Origin of the sequence: Mucilaginibacter frigoritolerans (assembly GCF_007830615.1) — a bacterium.
GTDB classification, from domain to species: domain Bacteria; phylum Bacteroidota; class Bacteroidia; order Sphingobacteriales; family Sphingobacteriaceae; genus Mucilaginibacter; species Mucilaginibacter frigoritolerans.
Genome location: NZ_VLLI01000003.1, coordinates 146741 through 169670 on the forward strand (window position 1 = coordinate 146741; position 22930 = coordinate 169670).

General features: G+C 39.4%; 14 protein-coding genes. 3 read left to right on the forward strand and 11 right to left on the reverse strand.

Translation table 11 applies throughout. The features are described from left to right. Nucleotide 1: 1 nt before the first annotated feature. From JN11_RS06445 to JN11_RS06490, 10 genes are all read right to left on the reverse strand, one after another. Complete coding sequence (locus tag JN11_RS06445) at nucleotides 2-1747, reverse strand: alpha-L-arabinofuranosidase (protein WP_144910864.1); 1746 nt, start codon at nucleotides 1745-1747, stop codon at nucleotides 2-4. Then, complete coding sequence (locus JN11_RS06450; RefSeq protein ID WP_246138953.1) at nucleotides 1744-2952, reverse strand: AGE family epimerase/isomerase; 1209 nt, start codon at nucleotides 2950-2952, stop codon at nucleotides 1744-1746. The genes JN11_RS06445 and JN11_RS06450 overlap by 4 nt, the downstream gene beginning before the upstream one ends. A 105-nt stretch (nucleotides 2953-3057) precedes the next feature. After that, on the reverse strand, nucleotides 3058-4236 hold the full coding sequence (locus JN11_RS06455) for a glycoside hydrolase family 130 protein (RefSeq protein ID WP_144910866.1): 1179 nt from the start codon (nucleotides 4234-4236) through the stop codon (nucleotides 3058-3060). Between the two features lie 90 nt (nucleotides 4237-4326). Then, the gene (locus tag JN11_RS06460; protein ID WP_144910868.1) at nucleotides 4327-6159 is read right to left on the reverse strand and encodes a sodium:solute symporter family protein; all 1833 of its coding nucleotides are present in this window, start codon (nucleotides 6157-6159) and stop codon (nucleotides 4327-4329) included. Nucleotides 6160-6333: 174 nt separating this feature from the next. Next, the gene (locus JN11_RS06465; RefSeq protein WP_144910870.1) at nucleotides 6334-7209 is read right to left on the reverse strand and encodes an AraC family transcriptional regulator; all 876 of its coding nucleotides are present in this window, start codon (nucleotides 7207-7209) and stop codon (nucleotides 6334-6336) included. A gap of 76 nt (nucleotides 7210-7285) precedes the next feature. Beyond that, nucleotides 7286-7810 (reverse strand): carbohydrate binding domain-containing protein, encoded by a 525-nt coding sequence (locus tag JN11_RS06470; RefSeq protein WP_144910872.1) that lies wholly within the window; start codon nucleotides 7808-7810, stop codon nucleotides 7286-7288. Nucleotides 7811-7941: 131 nt separating this feature from the next. Beyond that, on the reverse strand, nucleotides 7942-9222 hold the full coding sequence (locus JN11_RS06475) for a hypothetical protein (protein WP_144910874.1): 1281 nt from the start codon (nucleotides 9220-9222) through the stop codon (nucleotides 7942-7944). An 11-nt stretch (nucleotides 9223-9233) separates the two neighbouring features. Further along, nucleotides 9234-10865 carry a RagB/SusD family nutrient uptake outer membrane protein gene (locus JN11_RS06480; RefSeq protein WP_144910876.1) on the reverse strand — a complete coding sequence of 544 codons (1632 nt, stop codon included), beginning with the start codon at nucleotides 10863-10865 and terminating at the stop codon, nucleotides 9234-9236. Between the two features lie 18 nt (nucleotides 10866-10883). Next, nucleotides 10884-14075 carry a SusC/RagA family TonB-linked outer membrane protein gene (locus JN11_RS06485; protein ID WP_144910878.1) on the reverse strand — a complete coding sequence of 1064 codons (3192 nt, stop codon included), beginning with the start codon at nucleotides 14073-14075 and terminating at the stop codon, nucleotides 10884-10886. A gap of 659 nt (nucleotides 14076-14734) precedes the next feature. Beyond that, nucleotides 14735-18901 carry a hybrid sensor histidine kinase/response regulator gene (locus tag JN11_RS06490; RefSeq protein WP_246138954.1) on the reverse strand — a complete coding sequence of 1389 codons (4167 nt, stop codon included), beginning with the start codon at nucleotides 18899-18901 and terminating at the stop codon, nucleotides 14735-14737. Nucleotides 18902-19389: 488 nt separating this feature from the next. On the opposite strand from JN11_RS06490, the gene JN11_RS06495 reads away from it, so the two are divergent. The 3 genes from JN11_RS06495 to JN11_RS06505 are packed head-to-tail and all read left to right on the forward strand — an operon-like array spanning nucleotide 19390 to nucleotide 22003. Then, a complete protein-coding gene (locus JN11_RS06495; RefSeq protein WP_144910880.1) occupies nucleotides 19390-20199 on the forward strand; it encodes an MlaE family ABC transporter permease in 810 nt (269 codons plus the stop codon). A gap of 16 nt (nucleotides 20200-20215) precedes the next feature. Continuing rightward, nucleotides 20216-20989 carry an ABC transporter ATP-binding protein gene (locus JN11_RS06500; protein ID WP_144910882.1) on the forward strand — a complete coding sequence of 258 codons (774 nt, stop codon included), beginning with the start codon at nucleotides 20216-20218 and terminating at the stop codon, nucleotides 20987-20989. Nucleotides 20990-21007: 18 nt separating this feature from the next. Next, complete coding sequence (locus tag JN11_RS06505) at nucleotides 21008-22003, forward strand: MlaD family protein (protein WP_144910884.1); 996 nt, start codon at nucleotides 21008-21010, stop codon at nucleotides 22001-22003. Nucleotides 22004-22075: 72 nt separating this feature from the next. On the opposite strand, the gene JN11_RS06510 is transcribed toward JN11_RS06505, so the two are convergent. Then, the gene (locus JN11_RS06510; RefSeq protein WP_144910886.1) at nucleotides 22076-22825 is read right to left on the reverse strand and encodes a hypothetical protein; all 750 of its coding nucleotides are present in this window, start codon (nucleotides 22823-22825) and stop codon (nucleotides 22076-22078) included. Between the last annotated feature and the right edge of the window lie 105 nt (nucleotides 22826-22930).

The following is a 22930-nucleotide window of genomic DNA, read 5'->3' on the forward strand; positions in this document are numbered from 1 at the left end:
TCTACTGTTTATCGGCAACTAAAAACACCGCTCCATAAGCTGGTACAACCACATTTATACCTCCTGAAATGCTTGCACTTAAAGGTGCCATGGTAGCAAAACCCGCCGGACCGCCAGAGATACCATTTGCCGGACCACTACCATTTACCTGTACCTGGCGCGAAAAAGGGACAGCATCTGTTCCTCCATTTAACACATAGTAATAATAATTGCTGCCCGCCAAAAAGTTTTTAAAGGTTACGGCTACAGTATGATCGGTACTTCCCTGGTTAACCAGGATAACACCAGCTTCGCCCGATGTATAAGACGATCCGTAACTTACGATATCTGAATTTCCGCTTACTGATGATGCTACCACCCTATCCCCAACATATTTCTGAAAGAAATACATATAATAAAACGCGGGGCGTGCATTCCATTTTGCAACGCCTCCAGGCTCATCGCCGATATTAAACATCCCCTGATCGTCGCCACCACCCCATCCATTAGCCAAATCCCAACGGCTGGCCATGCTGATCTTATTTTTCAGGATCTCCCCTAAGTTCATTGTTGCATGTAAACCAGCAATGTTCGAAACATCCTGATTTGAACCTACTGCCTGTATATTCCACTCGTCCATGGCAACAGGTTTGGCACTCACTCCGGCAGTTTGCACAGAGGTATTTATCCAGCTCATCATAGCACTGGTAGTTTGCGGCGTTGCTAAAATTATGGCTGCTGTAGAGTTTTGTGCATAAGGTGTGTAGTAATTGTGTACTACATAAAAATCGGGTGTATTGCCTGCCGCCGCCAATACATTAGCGTTCCAATTGCTTACCCCGGCGTTATTGCTCACATCGCTGCTTGAGGTAAGCACAATGCCAATTTTAATATTAGTGTTGCCCACTTCTGCAGCGGCAGCGCGCATGGAATCGGCAAATACTTTAAAGTGCGTACCGTATAAAGTACCGGTGATGATGGCTGGTTGGCCATCCTGATTTTTAGTTACATCAATGCGGTACCCTGCTTCCCAGTTGCCATAACATTCATTACCAACTTCCCAATATTGTGTACGGCCCTTATCATAACGCACCCAGTTAGCAGCTAAATGCGCGGCTGTTTGGTCGGGGTGCGCACTGGTTCCGTAACGAGCATAACCGTAGTTTACTGTTATTAAACCGGTACTGCTGGTTTGCGCCAGTACTTTATAATAATTATCAACCGTAACGGTGAAGGTTTGGGTATTGTTGCCAAACCAATAATTGGCTGCAGACGCGGTGCCTGTATTATCCAGTAAGGTTGCGGGAGCATCAGCCGGAGCTGTTACGTTTACGCCATCAGCATTCCAGAAGTATACGTCAGATAAACTGCCGCCCGGTGCCCTTAATATATTGGGCGAAAGTGCCGTAATGTTGTTCATTAAAACAGGCTCGGTAACATACTGGCCCATATACGGATTGGTGTTGTTGCCATAAATCAGTTTGGATACTTTGGTAGTAATCTGGCTCAGATCAACTGTTACATTAACTGCGCCAATTGCCGATGGTTTACTTACGCCAATACTTGTAGCAGGATCTGTCCATGTTTTTGCTGTCCAGTTATCGAGGAAAAAGCCCTGGGTAGATGCTACCGCAGGATCTGTACCTTTTACAATGGGCCCTGTTGTGGTATTACCACTAGAATTGTTGCTGGCAGATGTCTTTTTACACGCCTGAAACATAGACACAGATGTCAAGATAATAGTTATTGCTATTTTAATGCTTTTCATATCATAATTCTTTTAATAATTTCAATACAAGCCCGGCTATTGTGATAAGGGCATTTCCATAAGCCCACCTTATCCTCACCCAGCATAATTTCTCCGTTTTCATTAACTCCCCAAAACCACTCGCCTTTGGGCTTATCCAATATTTTGCTTTTTACAAACTCCCAATTGCTAATGGCCAGATTTAAATATTTTTCATTGCCTGATATTTGCCAGGTGTTGAAAAAGCCAACCATCGCCTCTGCCTGTACCCACCAGTGTTTCTCTTTTACCAGATGGTCATTTGCAGGTTCATACTCGTACCATAAACCATTGTCGGTATCCAAACCTTCTATTGTTGCTTCTGCAATATCCATACTGATTTTCTTTATAGCTTCAACCATCGCCTTATCTTCAATCACTTCAGCAGCTTCCAACAGCAGCCAGGTAGCTTCAATATCATGTCCATACGAGACCAGGCCAGATTTGGAATGCCAATCCTCATCAAAAAATAAAGCCAGATGATGGGTTTGATGATTGATAAAATGATCGAAAAAATTGTTAAGCAGTATAGAAATATGCTCACGTAACGATTCATCCGGCCAGATACGGTATAGGTTGGTATAGCCTTCCAGAACGTGCAAATGCGTATTCATGGTTTTTTTCTCGTTCTCGTCCTTCTCGCTCAAGCGCAGATCATCAATAGGTGTCCAGTTCTTGGTAAAAGCCTCAAAGTAGCCCGTTTGTGCGGGATCATAAGCTTTATTAACCAGTAAATAAAAAAGATCGATGGCTTTTTGCTTTGCCTCTTCGCTACCGGATGCCATGTGAAATTCGCTCAGGGCATAAATGGTAAAAGCAATGGCATAAACCTGTTTTTTAGTATCCAAAGGGTTACCCTTATAATCAACCGACCAATAAATGCCACCATGTTCATCATCCATAAAATAGTCGGCAATATATTGATAAGCCCTTTCGGCCAGTGCCATAAACAATGGATCGGGTTTATGATTATAAGCAGCAGAAAAGGTCCACAAAATACGGGCGTTAAGTACCGAGCCTTTTGGTGCATCAGGTGTTACTCTATTGTCGTTATCTATCTGGCCATAAAAGCCACCATTATCTGTATCGGGAGCATAAGCTGCCCAATAGCTTAAAATCCGGCTCAATTCCTGGTTCAATTCGCACTTAAAGTTGCTTAGCTGTATATTAACATCCTGACTAGTCACTAGCTATACTATTTTTAATTTTATAATGTCACTTTAACAGTTTTTGTTTTTAATACGAATACATCACCGCTGAGCAATAACATAAACTATTTAAACCAAAACCGTTTATTTTAATTGGCTTTTGTTGCCATCAATTATCCTGTAAATTGATTTTACAGATAAAGCCGAGCGCAAACCGTCAGCTGGTGTATTCATTACATAATCAACCAGTTTGTTGACGGTGCTGGTGGCCACATGCATTCGGGTATCTGACGATGCGTAATAAATATAAACCGTACCATCATCATCTTTGATCCATCCGTTGCAAAAAACCACGTTTGATACATCCCCAACCCGTTCAGCACCTTCGGGGGCCAAAAAATATCCGGCAGGTTTGTATAAAACTTTAGTCAAATCGTGCAGATCGGTCATAAACAGGTATAATACGTAGCGTAAACCTGCGGCAGTATTGCGCACGCCATGAGCCAGGTGCAGCCAACCTTTGTCTGTTTTTATTGGTGTTGGACCCTGTCCGTTCTTAGCCTCATAAACAGTATGGTAATTTTTATTGTCGATAATGGTTTCCAGATCAACTACTGCTTTCTCCATTGATTCGGTAAAGCCAAAGCCTATGCCGCCACCTTTTCCTGCGCTTATAAAGCCATCCTGCGGACGGGTGTACAATGCATATAAACCATTTACAAATTCGGGATGCAGTACCACGTTTCTTTGCTGGGGCGATTTGGTAACCAGATCAGGCAGTCGCTCCCATTTAATCAAATCTTTTGTGCGGGCTATACCACAGGCAGCTACCGCCATGCTCTGGTCATATGCCGGAGCTTCCGGGTCACGCCTTTCGGTGCAGAATAATCCGTAGATCCAACCATCCTCATGGGCTGTTAACCGCATATCATAAACATTGGTATCAGGTTCGTCTGTTTCCGGCATGTCAATAGGGTATTCCCAAAAAGTGAAATTGCTAATGCCATCAGCGCTTTCGGCCACTGCAAAAAACGACTTACGATCGGTGCCTTCTACCCTAACTACCATTACATATTTATCATTAAACTTTATGGCACCTGCATTAAAAGCAGCATTGATGCCAAAACGTTCCATCAGATACGGGTTGGTAGAAGGATTAACATCGTACCGCCAAAAAAGTGGTGTATGCGCTGCGGTTAATACCGGATTTTTATAACGGTCGAAAACGCCGTTGCCTAAACCCGCTATTTCATTGGGTTTATTAATCAGCTGATAATATGCTTCTTCTAATTGCTTTAAACGTTTTTCAAATTCGTTCTTCATTATATAAGTAGTTTGTAGTTTATTCGGTTGGATTATTTGATTGAGTTTAAACCAATCAACCATTCTCTTTATAAACCTATTCACCTTTCATTAATAATCTTTTAATTTATTCCACCATGTTTTTTTAAGGATCACCATTAAAACCGCTAAAATGCCTACGGTGTACAACAGCGGCATTTTTTGCCGTAATACCAGGTACATGGGCAAAATGGTTAAGCAACATTGCGCCATGGTTCCTATTACCACATTAAACATGTTGATCTTAAAGTTTTTATTAGGTTGAAAGGATGGGTCATCGGCCAAAACAGCCTCCTTAACCGGCCCCCAAAAACCCCAGGGACGAACATTGGCGTAAAATGATTTCAATACCTCCATATCGGTTTGCGGCGATGCATAAGAACCTATAACCGAACCTGCAAGCGATAAGGCAAACAGCACCGGGATCCAGTTTAACAATTCGCCAGGCGGGATTAGCCACGAGAATATCATTGAGGTAACTATTCCGCTGAGCATTCCCCAGAAAAAGCCATTCGCGTTAAAGCGCCACCAATGCCATTTTAATACGTTAGATATTACATAACCGCCATACAATGCGGATACGATCCACTGTAGTGCCAGGTTTATATCTTTAATAGAGAAACCAACCACTACGCCTGCGGCAACAACAACAATCCCGACAAGGTAATTCATGAGGATAATTTTTCTGTTGGCCGCCTTCGGATTTATGTATTTTAAATAGATATCATTTACGATATATGCTTGCGCGGCATTCATGGTACCACTAAAAGTGCTCATAAAGGCACCCAACAAACCAGCAAGCAGCAGGCCCACTAAGCCAACAGGTAAAAAGTTATTGATAACCGCCGGTAGTATCCGCTCAAAATCAATGGCCCCCGTATCATCTTTTAAATTCATCTGGTGGAAATACAATAAGCCCAGTATAGTAAGACTGATAATAAGTGTATAGCGAATGGGCAGCAGGATAATATTTACAAAGCCGCTCATTTTACTTGCTTCCTCGGGCGACCGTGTTGAAAGAATTTTCTGCATGTCATAATTCGGCGCGGGGCCAGCCAGGGCTGCAAAAAAACCTTTGAAGGTCATCATCATAAAAAACAAGCCAAACAGCGAATAACCGTCACTTTTGATCTTGGCATTTACTTCGGTAATAATATTTGACCAATTGAGGTTAAGCCGTGTACCGAAAAACGGGCTGAACCATCCGTTAGGTACATTTAATGGATGACCCTTCATATGGTTTACCGCAATAGTGCCTATCCAGATGCAGGCCACCGTCATGATGCCATATTTAATCATATCACCTGTTACAATGCTGTGCATTCCACCCAAAATGGAGTAAAACATAGCAAAGAGGGTAAAGATGATGCCATAAACGTGTGGCACATATTGAGGGGCTACATTAAAAGGGATGTACGCTTTAATCAAATCCCAGGGTACAAAAATTTCAATAAACTTACCCAGGCCTATAAAGCCATAACCCATAAAGGCCAAGCAGCTTAGCAAAGCAAAAACGATCACGATAATGTGTGAACCAGCAACGCCCGGACCGCTTTTCCCGAAACGGGTAGCCAGCCATTCGGCGCCTGTTGTGGCGTTTGAGCGGCGCAGCCATCGGGAGAGATACATCATTAAAAACACCTGGTTAAATACCGGCCAAAGCCAGGGTATCCAGATGCTTTTCATACCATAAACAAAACACAGGCTTACCATCCACATGGTGCCGCTGATATCAAACATATCAGATGCATCGCTTAAACCAAGCTTATACCAGGGCAACGATTTACCCCCAAGCATGTAGCTTTCCTTATTTACACGTGCTTTTTTACGGTACCACAAGCCAATAAATATGGTGCTTAACAGGTATAAAACTATTATGGCAATATCTACCGGATGTAGCCGCATGTTAATTTATTTGAAATTTGAAGACTTGTTATTTTGAAAATTTATTTCCAAATGGTTTCTAATGGTATTGGCTAAAGTAGATTTATTAGTAACAAATATGTAATACTATTTTATCATATAGTTTTGCTTGCTTCACAATATAAGGTGCTTATTCAACACTCAGTTCCATTTAATTTAGATAAAAACCCGGTTACCGGTATAGGTTTCCCTGAATTCTTTAGGGATACAAAGCTTCTTCCGTTTAAAAATTCTGTTAAAATTGGAGATATTATTAAAACCACATTTATAAGCAATTTCAGCCACGGTAGTAGTTGAGTCAATCAACATCCGCGATGCATGACCAAGCCTTATTTCATTCAAACTATCAATAAATGTTTTACCTGTACGTTTTTTTATAAACCTGCTGAATGACGCTTCGGGCATATTGGCTATACGGGCTACTTCGGCCAGGGTTACCTGCTTATTGTAGTTATTGTTCATATGCTCAAACACCTTTTCTATACGACGGCTGTTATAGTAAAACTTCTCGTTGGTAAAACTCGGATCAGAAAGCGTTTTCATATTCCGCGATGTAGAAAGATCGTGCAGAATGGATAACAACTCCAAAACCGAATCAAAACCACTCTTTTTATCCAGCGCTATGATGCGGTCCTTTAAAGCCAGAATGGTTTCCGGCGCAAAAGTTATCCCTCTTTGCGAACGCTCCAGCATACTTTTTAAAAAACTTAATTGATTTCTTTTCAGCAGCTTATCATCAAAAAGATCTTTATGAAACTGAATCGTAATTTCCGTAATGGATTCACTCTGGCATTGATTAGTAAACCAGGCATGATACAGGTTTGGACCTATTAAGGCTAGTTCCAGATCTTCAATAACTTCAATATGCCCCCCAACTACACGTTTGGCTCCCTTGGCATTCAATATCAGGTTTAGTTCATACTCATCATGATAATGAAGCGGAAAATCAAACTTCTTTTTTACCCGTGTAAAAATTGTAAAGCAATCGCTTGGTGTGAGTGGGGTAATTTCGCGCATTACATTACTTGTCATTCTTAATTATTTTTGGTTTATAAAAATTTCAATATACTGATACTAATTTAACAATTCAATAATATTTTATTCAGGATCAATTGATTGCCTTTGCACTTACGTCATCAACCAGTAACGTTCCTGATGCATTTCCTAAAGCAAACAGAATTTTAAAACTATAAGCTTTTTCCGGAATCTGAATTATTTTATTGGCCTGTGTCCAGTCCTGGTCGCCAGTTAACCTTATAATATTTATTCCCTCACCTAATTCTTTATCTCTGGCATCCAAAAAAACAACCGTAAAAACAGCCCCATCCCAATCATCTTTTCCTTTCACCACATTATTGGTTTTCACCCATGCACTAAATTCAATAGATTGTACTTTTTTAGGGATATGGACAATTTGATCAATACCTATCCATTTATCAGTCCCTGTTGCAATTACAGCACAAGCATTTTTACCGCTTTTAAAAGCCCATGGAGTTTGTTTTGCGCCATTATTATTCCACCCGTATAAGTCATCGTCTTCAAACCCACCGTTAGTTACCAGGTTTTTTTGGGCATTGGCTTTATACATCAGCATAAAAAAACATACAAAGAGAATAGCGATAAATCTTTTCATAATTTTTAACAGATAATTAAAAAGCCACCACCGGTTTTGCATAAACCTCAAACTGGTGGTGGCTGTATAAACAAATCAATTATTCAATAAAAGGTCCATTGTTCATATGGCTTTTAAAGACATTTCTTTAGTTATTTAATAAATGCCATTTCATCAAAATACATATCTTCATCCACATCACCAGTTTGGCCCATTAAGAAGAACCCTAACTGCTGAGCTGTTGTACCGTTGGCCCAGAAATTAAGCAGATTTGCATTTGTTGAAGATGGAGCACCCAATGGAATTTTGAAGAATGTCCAAACTTTTGCCGGAACAGTAACCAATTGTGCTGCATAAGCGTTTGCATTTTGCACCTGCCCATAACCGCCCACCATTTGATCACCTACCAATACAAGTGTATGCGTAACTGTACCACCTTTGATCCAGAAGGTTAAATATTTATAGGTAGGATCATAAGGGAATTTACCAGGCGTATTCCAATCAGCCATACCTTCAACCTGCCAACCACCTGCCGGATAATGCAACTGGAATGATCCAGAGCCAGCATGTGAAACACTGGTTACAGTACCCGAAGGGTAAGACCATGAATTGTTAAACCAACCATTTTGCAGCTGACCATTAACAAAAATCTGGTAACTGTTATCAAGGTCATTAAATACTACAGTAGAAGCTGTTTGAGCTGCCGCATTTGACCCTGAAGTATAGGTAAATAATAACGCTGACTCTGTTGCCGCAGAAACTGCCGGCATTTTCATTACCAGTGTACTGTCGTTTTCTGAAACAATAGTTATAGGATCGCTTGTGGTTTTTAGTTTGATTGCTGAAACCGAAGCAAAGCCTTTACCTGTTAGGGTAATTTGTTGATTTGCAACATAACTGTAATCAGTAGTTCCAGTTATTGTTGGAGGCGGTGGCAATACTGTAAATTTATAGGTAACTGCTCCATAAAGCGTAGTTATTATTATAGTATTGGCCTGTGGCTGCACATAAGGCACAGTGGTAGGGATACTAAATACAATCGATTTATCGGAATTAAGTGCCCTATTGAAATAAATAGACACACCGTTAATAACAATTTTAGTTGTACTGCCCAGGTTGGTACCATACAATACATAGTAATTACCAAGATTACCGGTAGTGGTTACCGAATCAAAAGCAGTTACCTGTGGATTGTAATTTGGCGTTGTTGTTGTTGTAGGCACACCACTGCTGTTATAAACCGTAGTGGTTGTAGTTAACGCAGAGTCGACTACTGATTTACTTACCGTATGTATGCTGGTAACGGTAGGAGCGCCTTTGCCACCTGTTACACCACTAATACCACCGTTATCTTCCTTCTTACAGGATGCGAAACCTAATACCAGCAACGCCGCCAGCATTAAGTGACTTTTTATAGAAAAAATCTTTTTCATATGTCTCTTAATTAAAATTTATATGCAACAGGTGCCTTAACTAAATTTGGATCAGCCGCTGATTCTGTTACCGGAACCGGGAAATAGAAGTTTGCAGCTGTAGGAGTAAGTTTACTTGAATAAATGGTCGGGGCTGTAGTAGTCCCGAATGTGCCGCTATAAGTACCTCTTTCCTGGTTACTGATAATAGTAGTAGCCACAGGATGTTGTGTTGGACTAACTGCCGAACCTGCAGTTTGATAACCATCAATACGACATAAATCAAACCAGTAATCTTGCTCAAGTGCAAACTCTAAACGTCTTTCATTTAGCAATTGCTGATAGGTAAATGACGTTACGGCAGGTACACCAACCCTGGTTCTAACCATATTAAAATACATCAATGCGGTTGCATCTGTTGTTGAGGTAGATAAAGGAATACCGGTACCAGCTGTAACACCTGCACCCTGACCCAAAATTGCTTCTGCTTCAATCAGCAAAACGTCGGCATAACGGATAATATAAGTATTATTGCCACTTGCCTGTGCAGCACTTTTACCGCCATTATCAGCAGGTGTACCTACTACATATTTTTTTGCGGCTGCATTAGTACTTTGCGCACTTCCTGTTGCCGGGAAAGTATAGCCTCCGGTGGCAGCATCCAAATCAGCATAAAAGCTATTTGGTATCATAATGGTTGCATGCCTGCGGATGGTGTCGCCACCTTCAGCCACAAAAGCATTTTGCAAGTCGATGGTTGGACCAAAAACCGCGTATCCGTCACCAGTACCTGTAATGGTACTATTGTACGCCCAAGATGCCTGTATAGAGTTACCATAATCGTATCCTCCATTATAAATCCACTGCATAGCCAAAATACTTTCTTTATTATTATTAAAGGCTGTTTGAAAAAGATTCTCGTAGGTTGGCAATAGTGAAAATTCGCCGCTGTTAATTACCTTTTCAGCTTCTTTACGTGCATTGGCATAATCCTGCATATATAAATAAACTTTTGCAAGCATAGCAGATGCTGAACCGCTGTCGCCGTGGCCGGTACTTGCAACATTCGCAGAACAATTGGCTTCTGCAAATTGCAAATCCAGTATTATTTGATGATAAACATCAGATATAGGATTTGTAGGTACCGTTTGAAAATCATTTAAATCATTTAACGGATTAGTAACAATTGGTACATTCCCAAAAACCCGAACCAGGTAGAAATAAGCTACGCCACGCATTAAGTGAGCCTCGCCTAATGCGTTATTAACAGTAGCTTGCGGAACACCAGAAATAGTTGCAGGCATGTTATTTATTAAACCATTACACTGAGCAATAACCGTAAAAGGGGAATCCCATGCGGCAAGAATTTCAGGATTGGTATTCGGAACCGACCAGTTTTCAAAAGCATTTACATCTGATGAATAAGAAATCCCGTTACCACCTGATAATTCGGTAATAGCCCACCCTGATTTATTGTTCCAGCCAAACCATGGCGATCCGTATAATCCGTTTGTGCTAGCCTGTACCTGTGCTGTGGTTTGGTAATAGTTACCTACAGTAACTTGAGACTCTGGTGGACGATTAAAAAAGTCTTTTTTGCAACCGGAAGTGATAACACTTGCAATTGCCGCCAAACCTGTTATATATTTTATATGTCTTTTCATATCAAAATTCCTTTTTAATTAAAATTGTGCGTTAACTCCCAAAGTAAAAATGCGCGGTGAAGGATATCTTCCTAAATCGATATTACTTAACAGAGGGTTTTGATTAAATGAACCCACTTCCGGGTCAAGACCAGGATACTTGCTGATTACAAATAAATTTTGGCCACTTACGTAAACTTTTAAATTGGTCATTGCAATAGATTTTGCCCATTGTGAAGGTAAAGTGTACCCAAAACGAACATTTTGTAGCCTTAAAAAGGAAGCACTTTCCAAAAACCGGTCAGACATTACCAGGTTAGGGTTAGCTATACCTGCACGTGGAGCCGGAATATTTGAAGTTGGATTACTCGGGGTCCAGTAGTTTGCAGTTGAAGCCAGCTGATTTTGATATAAACCTGATAAACCTGCTGTTTCATATTCAAGCGCATCTAAAATTTTGCCGCCATATGAACCGTAGAAGAATATGCTTAAATCAAATTGTTTGTAAGTGAAATTATTGGTTATACCATAAGTAAAATCAGGCTGAGGGCTACCAAGTGGCACTTGGTCATTAACATCAACTTTACCATCGTGGTTTGTATCCTGGTACTGTAAATCGCCTAACCAAATGGTATTTCCCTGACCATTGCTAACCACTTGAGCGGTAGTCCCAGTAACATTTTGGGGGTGCGTAGCCAGATAAGACAATTGCGCTTGTGTTTTAACAACGCCCTCTACTTTATAGCCATAAAACTCGCCTTCAGAATAACCTACAATTGTTTTAGTGGGTGTTAAGCTGATATAACTTTCGTTAAGTGACTCAACAATTGCGGGTGCACCATTAAGCGAAGTAACCTTATTACTGTAATGTGAGAAAGTTAAGTTTGTACTCCAGTTAAAATCTTTACCAACAATGTTGCGGCTGTTAATTGAAAACTCAAATCCCTTATTTTCAATCTGACCTGCATTGATATATGGAGCCTGAATACCTGCAGGATTGTCGCCATATTCGTTTGGCCCCCCTAAAAGGAAGTTAGGTAGTGGTTTTTGGAACAGGAAGTTGCTTGAAGTTTTATCAAAATAATCAAAGCTTGCATCAATACGGCTAAACAAAGTGAAATCAACACCTAAGTCTTTCTGAATAGCTTTTTCCCATGTAACATTCGGATTTGCGGCATTATTTATAATAAATCCAGTACCAAAAGCAGTTGCTACCCCTTTAAGCGATGCACCGTAAACATATGGTAACCCAACATTTGAATTACCTGTTGTACCATAACTTGCCCTGATCTTAATATTATCAGCTACTTGTTTTATGCTCGCCATAAAAGGCTCTTCAGATAACCTCCATGACAAAGCAGCCCCAGGGAAATAACCTGTTTGATGTCCTGGCGCAAAGTTTGAAGTACGATCACTGCGGATATTTGCAGTAATGCTGTATTTATTATCATAGGTATAAATTGCACGGCCTAAGTATGATTCCATTACCTGTGTTGCTTCATTTTCCGCAACACTTGCTCCAACCGCGTTGGCTAAAGCAATACTTTGCACGTTGTTACCTGCAACAAAGCCTGTACCTGATAAGGGAACATAATCATAACCAGATTCCCATACTTCACGGCCTGCTAAAGCTGTTAAATTACTTTTACCCCAGGTATGTCCATAATTTAAAGTTTCCTTCCAGCTCCAGTAAGTACTGTTCCCAATTAAACGACTCAAAGTAGCCGTTTCATTTTGATATGCCGGTGTACTGCCTGTTGCCCCGTAAGAATAAGTTGGGTCAAAAGTTTGTGCATTTGACCAGTTGAAATCACCACCAACTTCCGATCTTAAATTAAGATCCTTATAAAACTTTATTTCAGCATACATGTTTCCGTTAATTTCATTCCTGTTTAAAGTATTGGTAATGCTTAACGCTTGCTGAACAGGGTTAGGGCCGCCTTCAACAGTTCCACCTACTACAGCCGGTCCTGCGAAAGTACCATCGGCGTTGTAAACGGCCTGGTCAGGTGCTGCTAATAAGGCATTGTAAATAATACCGGTGTTGCTTCCTAAACCAACGTTTTGATCGCTGCGGGTAGCACCTAAATTTGAACCAACCTTAAGCCAGTTTTTTGCCTGTGAATTTACCGACATCCTAATAGTATACCTTTTATAGTTATACCCTAATATGGTACCATCCTGGTTAAGGTAACCAGCAGAAAGATAATAGTCAGATTTATCATTGCCACCTGATACCGAAAGGTTATGGCTTTGCTCAAGTGCAGTACGGAATACAGCATTTTGCCAGTTAGTCCCAGGTCCTAAAATACTTGGATTTGCAAACTCAGCACGAGGTTGCTCACCAAATGCAGTTGCCAATCTGTTTTCCAAAGTGGCATATTGCTGCAGATTATCCATTTGTAAAAATTTGCCCTGCTGTTGCAAACCAACAAAACCATCATAATTAACATGGGCTGTGCCACTTTTACCCCGTTTGGTAGTTATAATAACTACACCATTTGCACCGCGGCTACCATAAATTGCAGTTGCAGAAGCGTCTTTTAATATATCGATAGATTCAATATCGCTTGGATTTAGTGAAGATAGCGGACTTACACTTGTCTCCATCTGGCTTGAACCAGGGCTGGTTAATTGCACCCCGGGAGCATTTCCTGATATTTCTACTCCATCAATTACATAAAGCGGCTCTGATCCGGTAAATGACGTAACACCCCGAATGTGAACAGAGGTTGCACTTCCAGGCTGTCCAGAGTTTGAAGTAACCGTTACACCTGCCGCTTGTCCTTGAAGTAACTGGTCAACACTTACTTGAGGTATGTCTTGTATAGTTTTAGCACTAATAGAAGAAATAGCACCGTTAACATCCTGACGTTTTTGAGTTCCATAACCAATGGAAACCACATCAACAGTTGTGAGTGTTGTTGAAGATAATTTGAGGCCTACGTTAATTATTGTTTTTGCCCCAATGCTAACTTCCTGAGTTTCCATGCCGATAAACGAAAACACCAATATTTTGCCACTTGAAGGCACTGTAATGCTATAGTTACCATTTACATCGGTAATTGCACCAACTGTGGTACCTTTAACAGCAACTGAAACGCCAGGGAGCGTTACGCCCTTGTCATCAGTAACTGTACCTTTGATTGCCGTTCCCGGTGTTTGTGCCATTACCGTAAAGCACATTACCAGGGATATAAACAGCAATGCCATTCGTAGAATTTTTCCCATAATGATTTGTTAGTTTAGTAATTAATTTATATTGATTTTGGTTTTTGCTTATAATTGGTATAAGGGCCTTGTTTCATAAAACAAATGCATTGCAGGTTAAATACAGCACCATAATTTGAGCTGCACATTTACTCCAGGATACGATATTGAACTATCCGGTTAACATCCAATAAAATTTGTATACGAATTCTTTAGGCTTATTTTAAACAAGTGTAGGTGAAGCACATGTTTACTTATTCATTATACTGGTGGTAAAATTATATGGATATTAAAGCCTGGTTGTGGATAAATAGGGGCACAAATGTCAACACGAAATAAGTAATTGATTATCAAATAATTATTTAAAATACAGGCATTAAAAAACAAGTAAAAACTTTAAAACATTGACAAATGTGCACCTGTTTAATGAATAAAAACTTATTAAAGTGCAATTTTAGTATTATAGTGAATGGGCAATAAAGGGAATTATTGGCAATCGATTGCCAATAATTATTACTAAGCGGCTTAGGGTTAAGCTTATTATAATATCATAAAGAGTTGGATCTGAGAAACCGGCTTTACAACACGTGCCGGCACTGCTGAGGTTTTAAACCCCATCAAACCCTAAACCCTTCGGAGGGGCTTTTACAGTTTACCGGAAATTCGCGGGCTCAAAAAGGCTAGTCTTCCTCTTCTCCGCCAACGCTTTCCAGGTATTTAGAAGGGATGGTATTAAACTCAGATTTAAAGGTTTTAACAAAGTATTTCTGGCTCTTGAAGCCTACTTTATGGCAAATTTGAGATATGGTTAAATGCCCTGTTTCCAGCAATTGTGCGGCCCTTTTTAAACGCATGGAGCGCACAAGTTCGTTAGGGGTTTTACCTGTCATGGCCAGTATTTTTTTATAAAGTGTATACCGGCTCACAAATACTTCGCTGCTTAGCTCTTCTACAGAAAAATTAGGATTAGAGATATTGTTATCAATCAATAGTAAAACCTTTTTAATAAATGCCTCATCCGGCGATTCGATGTGCATTTCGGTAGGCACGGCTTCCACCTGTTTCTGGTAGGTTTTACGCATGCTCTCCTGCTGACTCAATATATTTTTAATTTTTGATTGCAGTATCTCGAAGTTAAAAGGCTTGGTCATATAATCACTAGCACCGGTTTCCAAACCTTTCAATTGCTGGTCTTCCCCAATCAAAGCGGTTAATAATATTACCGGGATGTGAGATGTACGTTTATCGCCTTTAATTTTCATACACAAATCAATGCCATTCATTTCGGGCATACTGATATCGCTCACTACTAAGTTAGGGTGCTGGGCAAGTGCCTTTTGCCATCCTTTTTTGCCGTTCTCGGCTTCAATTATATTAAAGGATGCTTTCAGGTTGTCTTTAATGTAAAACCTGAAATCCTCATTATCCTCAACCAGCAAAATAGTAGGCTTTTTGAGATCCTTGCTTTCTTTTTGGGCGCCATTTTTAGGTTGTTCATCCACCGGTGAAAAGCCGGCAGAATGGTCTAACTGTAAAAGAGTATCTGTAAATATGTTTTTATCTACTTTAGCTAAAGGTAAAAGCACGGTAAAGCAACTGCCCTCATTAAATTCACTTTCAACAAAAATCTCCCCATTGTGCAGTTTAACAAACTCCCTGGTAATGGAAAGCCCTATACCGCTACCCTGATTAAGCATAGAACCCGGTAAATCATTCTGAAAGAACGGATCAAATATCCGCTCGCGTTTATCTACGGCAATACCTATACCCGTATCAATTACCCTTATTTCCAATTGCGGTTCACCAGTTTGCTGGTTATCAACCTGGTTAAGCAATACACTTACCTGGCCGCCTTCATGTGTAAATTTATAGGCATTTGAAAGCAGGTTAAACATTATCCGTTCAATCTTATCATAATCAAAACTGGTATAATATTCATCTATTTCCGAATCAAAAATAAAGTGTATATGTTTTTGCTCAGCAACATCAGTAAAGGCATAAGAAAGCTCCTTTATAAAAGCGATAATATCACCGTTTTTTTCATGCAATTTTAATTCCTGGTATTCCATTTTCCTAAAATCAAGCAATTGATTTACCAGGTTAAGTAACCGTTTTGCATTACGATTTACCAATTGTAATTGTCTTTGAATATCGGGTTCATTAATTTGTTTTAGCAACTTGTCAACAGGTGCCATAATTAATGATAAGGGAGTCCGGAACTCATGGCTAACATTGGTAAAGAACTTAATTTTCATCAAATCCAACTCGTGCATGCGTTGAGCTTCTTCACGTTCTTTTTCGATAGAAAACTGTGTGCGTAGTTTTTCTATGCCTCTTCTTCTGAAATAAAACAATCCCCCTACTATCAATACAACATATACCAGATATGCCCAGGTAGTTTTCCAAAAAGGTGGCAGTATATTTATATGAAGCGTTAATTCTTTGTTATTCCACTGGTCGTTATTGGTTGCCCTTACCTTAAACACATAGTTTCCCGGATCCAAATTCGTATAGGTTGCTTTTCTTATTTTATTATCAGCGTTTATCCAATTTTTATCAAATCCCTCCATCATGTACTGATATTTAACCTTATCGGGATTAAAATAGTTAAGTGATGCAAACTCTATAGAAAATACATTGTCGCTATATTTTAAGCTTAATGAGTTTAATGTTGTAATGGACTTTTGTAATATAACACGGCCATTAGTTTTTTCGCCAACAGCCAGACTTTGATTAAATACCTCAAAATCGGTAAATACCAGTTGGGGCACATTTTTATTACTGCGGATATTAGCAGGTTTGAAAATATTAAAACCATTGCCTCCGCCAAATATCAACTCGCCTTCACGGGTTTTAAATGATGAGTTTTCGGTAAACTCCCGCCCTTGTAAGCCTTCAGTTTCATTATAGTTAATGAATTTAAATTTAAGCCCATCCGGATTACGGCTAACCACCAGGTTTGATAATCCATTGGGCGTACTTACCCATATATTGTTTTTATCATACTGTTGTATATCTATAACGGTATTATCAGGCAAGCCGTCCTGCTTGTTTATATTGGTAAACTTGCCGGTTTTATAATCAAAAATACTCAGGCCCTCACGGGTGCTTACCCATATCAGCCCTTCTCTATCCTCCATTATATTATTGGTATTATTATTAATGAGGCTGTTAGGATTTTTCGCATCGTGTATATAATGAATAAATTGATGCGTTGCCTTTATTAAAACATCAACCCCGTAAGAAGTTACCACCCACAGATTTTTACGCCTGTCTTCAAGCACACGGCTTACATAATTGGAATGAATAGCATTTTCTCTCTGATTGTACACATAATGAGAAAAAATTTGGGTTTTGCTATCCATAATATTAAAGCCTACAGATAACGTTCCTACTATTAAATGATGATCTGAATCTTCGGTTATAGCGCAGATTCTGTCTTCAGAAATGCTTCCGGGTACAGCTTCGTTATGCTTGTAATGAGTGAAGGTTTTGCCATCAAAACAATCCAACCCGCCAAAATAGGTGCCTATCCATAATTTCTGTGCATGATCAATATACATGCAAACTATTACGTTATTGGTAAGGCTGTTAATATTATTAGGATCGTGCAGATAGGTTTTAAAAGTCCCGTTTTTACGATCGAAATAAGTGAGGCCACCACCATTGGTTCCAATCCATAAATTGCCCAGCTTATCTTCAGCAAAATTATTAATATCACTAAAGCTTAAACTTTTAGGGTCAGATACCGGGTCGGATAAATGGTGGGTATAGAGCGGGAATTTAATAATACTTTCGTGATAGTAGCCAACACCTTTTTTATATGATCCAACCCATATAATCCCCGTATTGTCTTTATACATCAGGGTAATACTGTTTTGCCCAATGGTTTTGGCATCGTCTTCCCGGTTCAGCAGGTATTGGATTTTAAAGTCCTGCTTGTTTAGCATATTCACCCCGCCATGGTCAGTCGCTATCCATACCCTATCTTTATCATCCTGTATTACGCTCGAAACAACATCAGTATTTAAATGCGACTGATCGTTCCCTTTATCGATATGCTTAAAAATTCCTTTTTTAAAATTCACATAGTAAACCCCGGCAGAATAAGTAGGGACAAATGCCCATATATCATCCTGTTTATCCATATATAATTTATAGGACGCGTTTATTTCATCAGGCAACTTATTAAATATGCGGGCGCGATAAGTAATGTGCAAATTGGATGGATCCATACGTTCCAGTATCCCGTTGCGGTAAGTGAGCCATATATTGCCTTTTGAATCCTGAACCAAGTCAGAAACAGTATTTGAACAGATGGAAGTGGTATCAGTAGCGGAATGCGTAATGTGAATGGTTTTATTGGTTTGAGGATTATATTTATAAACCCCCGATGACGAACGCAAAAACCAAAAATTACCTGAATGATCTTTTTTTATAGCTGTAATGTATCCATAAGAAATGGAAATTGACTTTAGATATCCGGCAATATCATGACTAAATTTATCCGTTTCGGGGTTATAAATATTAAATCCGTTACGGGTTTCAACCCATAATTTATTTTCAGGGCCTTCGGTGATACTCACAATGTAGTCATCATCAAGTGATGTACTATCGCTTACGGAGTGCTTAAATATCTTAAATTTATATCCGTCATACCTGTTTAAACCAGACAAGGTACCAAACCACATAAAACCCTTGCTGTCTTTTAATATGCTGGTTACCTCGTTATGAGACAATCCGTTATTGATATCCAGGTGCGAAAATTGAAACTGATTATTTTGGGCTTTTAAAAAAAAGCTGGTAAACAGCATTAAAAAGCACATTATCAAAATTTTACATTTCATGGATGTATTTTTTAGCACAGGAATCAATTATTTAGATCAATATAACTTAGGTTTGCACCGTAAAAGCAGTGCTGTAAGCTCAAATTTAACTGAATTCATACTTTATTATTTATAAAGATGATAGAATTTACTATGATTTTGTTGTTACAAAAAGCGTTGTAAATAATAAGAGCAGATTGTTTTCTGCAAGAAGTCAGCTTATAATTGGCAAACAGTCAAAAGTAACTGCAAATGGAAAGCAAGATATAATATTATTTTTACATTTAATGATTGATAATTAACCATTGTTATTTAACAACATACTTAATTAAATCATAATCAACAAATTACATTTTACGCTAGTGATACTATTATTACAGATTAATTAAAATCATTAAAAGGTTTGCGTTCAACATTTATCATCGTAAGGGATATCCAGGTACTCAAACAAACAACTTATTAATTTTTTTGTAGTTAGCACATGTTATATTAATATTTAAAAAAGATTAATGGATTCAGTAAGCGACCAAACAACACCTGAATATAAAAAACAGTCGACCTTTAAAAAAAAGCTCTACAATTTTTTTGCCGAGGTTTACAAAATTCACTTGTTCATAGTCCGCTTTTTTAAAGAAGCATTTATGCCTCCTTTTGAATTTAAAGAGGTAATAAGGCAATGCTATGAAGTAGGCGTCAGATCGTTCACCCTGATTACCGTAACCGGTTTTATTGTGGGGCTGATATTTACCAAGCAATCGCGCCCATCACTGATCACATTTGGCGCAACGTCCTGGTTACCATCACTGGTTTCAATAGCCATAATGAGGGCACTTGCACCACTGGTAACAGCATTGATTGCTTCGGGCAAAGTAGGATCAAGTATCGGTGCCGAGCTGGGCTCCATGCGGGTAACCGAACAAATTGATGCTATGGAAGTATCGGGCACCAAACCTTTCAAATTTTTGGTTTGCACACGTGTGCTGGCTACTACCATTACTATTCCTATTTTGGCTACTTATACCGGCTTTATTGGTTTACTGGGCGGTTATTTAAATGTTGCCATGAACGAGGGAACCAGCTATACCACCTTTATGCAACAGGTTTTTCAACCATTGGTATACCTTGATTTTACAGCATCCTTAATTAAATCCATCGTATTTGGTTTCACCATAGGGATAGTGGGCTGCTACCAGGGCTATTATTCAAATAAAGGAACCGAAGGTGTGGGTAAAGCGGCAAACGGAGCTGTAGTTACTGCCATGTTTTTGGTGTTTATAGAAGAAATTATTATTGTTCAGATAGCCAGCAACTTTCGCTAACAGTGGTATAAACATTATGGAAAAAGCAAAAGTTGAAATAGATTATAATAATGAAGTAATAAGGATCAGAGGATTGAAAAAATCCTTCGAGGACTTTGCCGTGCTCCGGGGTATTGATCTGGATCTGTATCAGGGCGAAAACCTGGTGGTATTGGGTCGTTCGGGCACCGGAAAATCTGTACTAATCAAGCTGATATCAGGACTATTAAAACCTGATCATGGCACTATTGAGGTATTAGGGCAGGAAGTAAACAACATCAGCGATAAAAACTTACAGGAATTGCGGATAAGAATAGGGTTTTCTTTTCAGAACAGTGCCCTGTATGATAGTATGACAGTGCGTAAGAACCTGGAATTCCCTTTGGTTCGTAACCGTAAAGGTATATCGCGCAAAGAAATTGATATCGCTGTTGAAACGGTGCTTGAAGCCGTTGGCCTTTCGCAGACCATTAACCAAATGCCGTCTGAACTTTCGGGCGGACAGCGCAAGAGGATTGGCATTGCCCGTACTTTGATATTAAATCCGGAAATAATGCTTTATGATGAGCCTACAGCAGGCCTTGATCCTATTACCTGTATTGAGATCAATGATTTGATTAATGAGGTACAGCAACGATACAAAACATCATCCATTATTATAACGCACGATTTAACCTGTGCAAAATCAACCGGCGACCGTATAGCCATGTTACTCGATGGCCAATTTCAGCGTGAAGGCACTTTTGAGGAGGTTTTCGATACAAATGACCCAAGGGTTAAACCATTTTTTGATTACAACTTTATAAAATAGACATTTACAATATACATTATGGCTTCAGGAGATAATAAAAGGGCAATTACAGTGGGCATATTTTTATCGCTCGGACTTGTAATTTTTATTCTGGGGGTTTTTACCCTTGGCGGCCAGCAAAAAAGCTTTGAAAAAAACATACATATCAGCGCCGTTTTTGATGACGTTTCCGGATTAAAAAAGGGAAATGACGTGTGGTTTTCTGGTGTGAAGGTGGGTACCATCAGCAGTATTAAATTTGTGGGGATATCACAGGTTGATGTAAAAATGCGGATTGACGAAAGTACGCAGCAATATATTCACCGCAACTCAGGAGTAAAGATCAGTTCTGATGGATTTATTGGTAACAAGATCATCGTTATAGATGGTGGCAGCCCGCAAGCGCCTGTAGTGCAGGAAGGGGATGTTTTACAAGCTGAAAAGTTAACCTCTACCGACGATATTATTAAAACGCTTCAACAAAACAACCAAAATCTATTGGCCATAACCACTGATTTTAAGTTGTTAAGCCACAAAATTTTGCAGGGAAAAGGCACCGTTGGCACTTTGCTTGCCGATAGCCTGATGGGCGAACAATTACGCAAATCAATGACTAACTTACAGGCAGCAACCTCCAGCGCAGCACACCTGGCTGTTGAATTAGACAGATTCAGTAATAAAATGAATACCAAGGGCGGCTTTGCAGATAAATTATTAACTGATACAGCAACCTTTAACCGTATTAAGGGAGCGGTTACTCAACTACAGGTTGCAGCAAACAATGCATCAGTACTTACCGAAAACTTAAATAAGGCCAGCAATAAATTAAACAGTACCGATAATGCGATAGGTGTGTTACTGAACGATCCGAAAGGTGCAGTACAGGTGCAAACTACTTTAAACAATCTTCAGCAAAGTTCAGTAAAGCTCAATGAGGATCTGGAAGCGGCTCAGCATAACTTTTTGCTTAAAGGCTTCTTCAAGTCAAAAGAAAAAGCGAAACAGGATAGTATTAAAGCTGCAAACAAGAAGTAGTTTTTCTGGATCTGGAATAAAGAGTTTACGGAATAAGATATAATCAACGTTATATCTTATTCCGTTTTTATTTTACTGCTGAAATAGCTGCCCGGCTTTACGTTCATCATCAGAAAGTTTGAGCCATTTCTGATAACAATCATTTAAATAGGAAAGCAGGTTAAAATCTTTATTGTTATACGTTTTAACATCGGGTATGTACAGCAAAATAAAGTTGTCCATATCCTTACCTTTTAAAGGCACATACTTGCTAATATTATCCGCCGAAAAAGTTTTTATGATTTCCTCATTTACCTCGCGATCCTCTTCTTTTTGGGCAGCCTTCTTTTTATCCTTGTCATCTTTAGTAAAATAATGCAACCTCAGGATTACGCCCCCATTGTAATTACCATCCTTATCCCGCTGGGGCACCGCTGTTTGTCCATGAAATAGTGGATCGAAATAGGCCATATTTTTATCTGCCACTCCGGTGCGGCCACTACTATCCCTAATGGTAACATCCTTCAGCATGGTGCTTTGCAGCTGTAAAAATATCTCCTTATCATGCATGTCGGTAAGCAATAAGGTGTCGGGAGCGTAACTGAATTTTTTAAATACCAGTAAATCACCAACCTTAGCCGCAATACTAAAGCGGCCATCATCACCCGTAATATTTTTCAGCTTGTTGCTCAAATTTTCAACAATTACGCCGTGTAATACAATACGGGTTTTGTTTTCCAGTACGCGGCCGTTAAAAACAGTTTGGGCATGCAAGGTAACAGCGCAGCAAATACAACAAAAAAGAATCAATAAACTCCGGAGCATTTGTAAATATAATTTCAAACTTCAAAAATGCGAATAGTTATAACATTATTTAACATTTATGTTGGAGATTGATTTTGCTAAAGAGGAAATAAGTAACCAAAAGAAAAAGCCTTCAAGAGCTTT

Coding starts and splice junctions, on each gene's coding strand:
- JN11_RS06445 (WP_144910864.1), bottom strand. CDS start 1,747: ATGAAAAGCATTAAAATAGCAATAACTATTATCTTGACATCTGTGTCT.
- JN11_RS06455 (WP_144910866.1), bottom strand. CDS start 4,236: ATGAAGAACGAATTTGAAAAACGTTTAAAGCAATTAGAAGAAGCATAT.
- JN11_RS06460 (WP_144910868.1), bottom strand. CDS start 6,159: ATGCGGCTACATCCGGTAGATATTGCCATAATAGTTTTATACCTGTTA.
- JN11_RS06465 (WP_144910870.1), bottom strand. CDS start 7,209: ATGACAAGTAATGTAATGCGCGAAATTACCCCACTCACACCAAGCGAT.
- JN11_RS06470 (WP_144910872.1), bottom strand. CDS start 7,810: ATGAAAAGATTTATCGCTATTCTCTTTGTATGTTTTTTTATGCTGATG.
- JN11_RS06475 (WP_144910874.1), bottom strand. CDS start 9,222: ATGAAAAAGATTTTTTCTATAAAAAGTCACTTAATGCTGGCGGCGTTG.
- JN11_RS06480 (WP_144910876.1), bottom strand. CDS start 10,865: ATGAAAAGACATATAAAATATATAACAGGTTTGGCGGCAATTGCAAGT.
- JN11_RS06485 (WP_144910878.1), bottom strand. CDS start 14,075: ATGGGAAAAATTCTACGAATGGCATTGCTGTTTATATCCCTGGTAATG.
- JN11_RS06490 (WP_246138954.1), bottom strand. CDS start 18,901: ATGAAATGTAAAATTTTGATAATGTGCTTTTTAATGCTGTTTACCAGC.
- JN11_RS06495 (WP_144910880.1), top strand. CDS start 19,390: ATGGATTCAGTAAGCGACCAAACAACACCTGAATATAAAAAACAGTCG.
- JN11_RS06500 (WP_144910882.1), top strand. CDS start 20,216: ATGGAAAAAGCAAAAGTTGAAATAGATTATAATAATGAAGTAATAAGG.
- JN11_RS06505 (WP_144910884.1), top strand. CDS start 21,008: ATGGCTTCAGGAGATAATAAAAGGGCAATTACAGTGGGCATATTTTTA.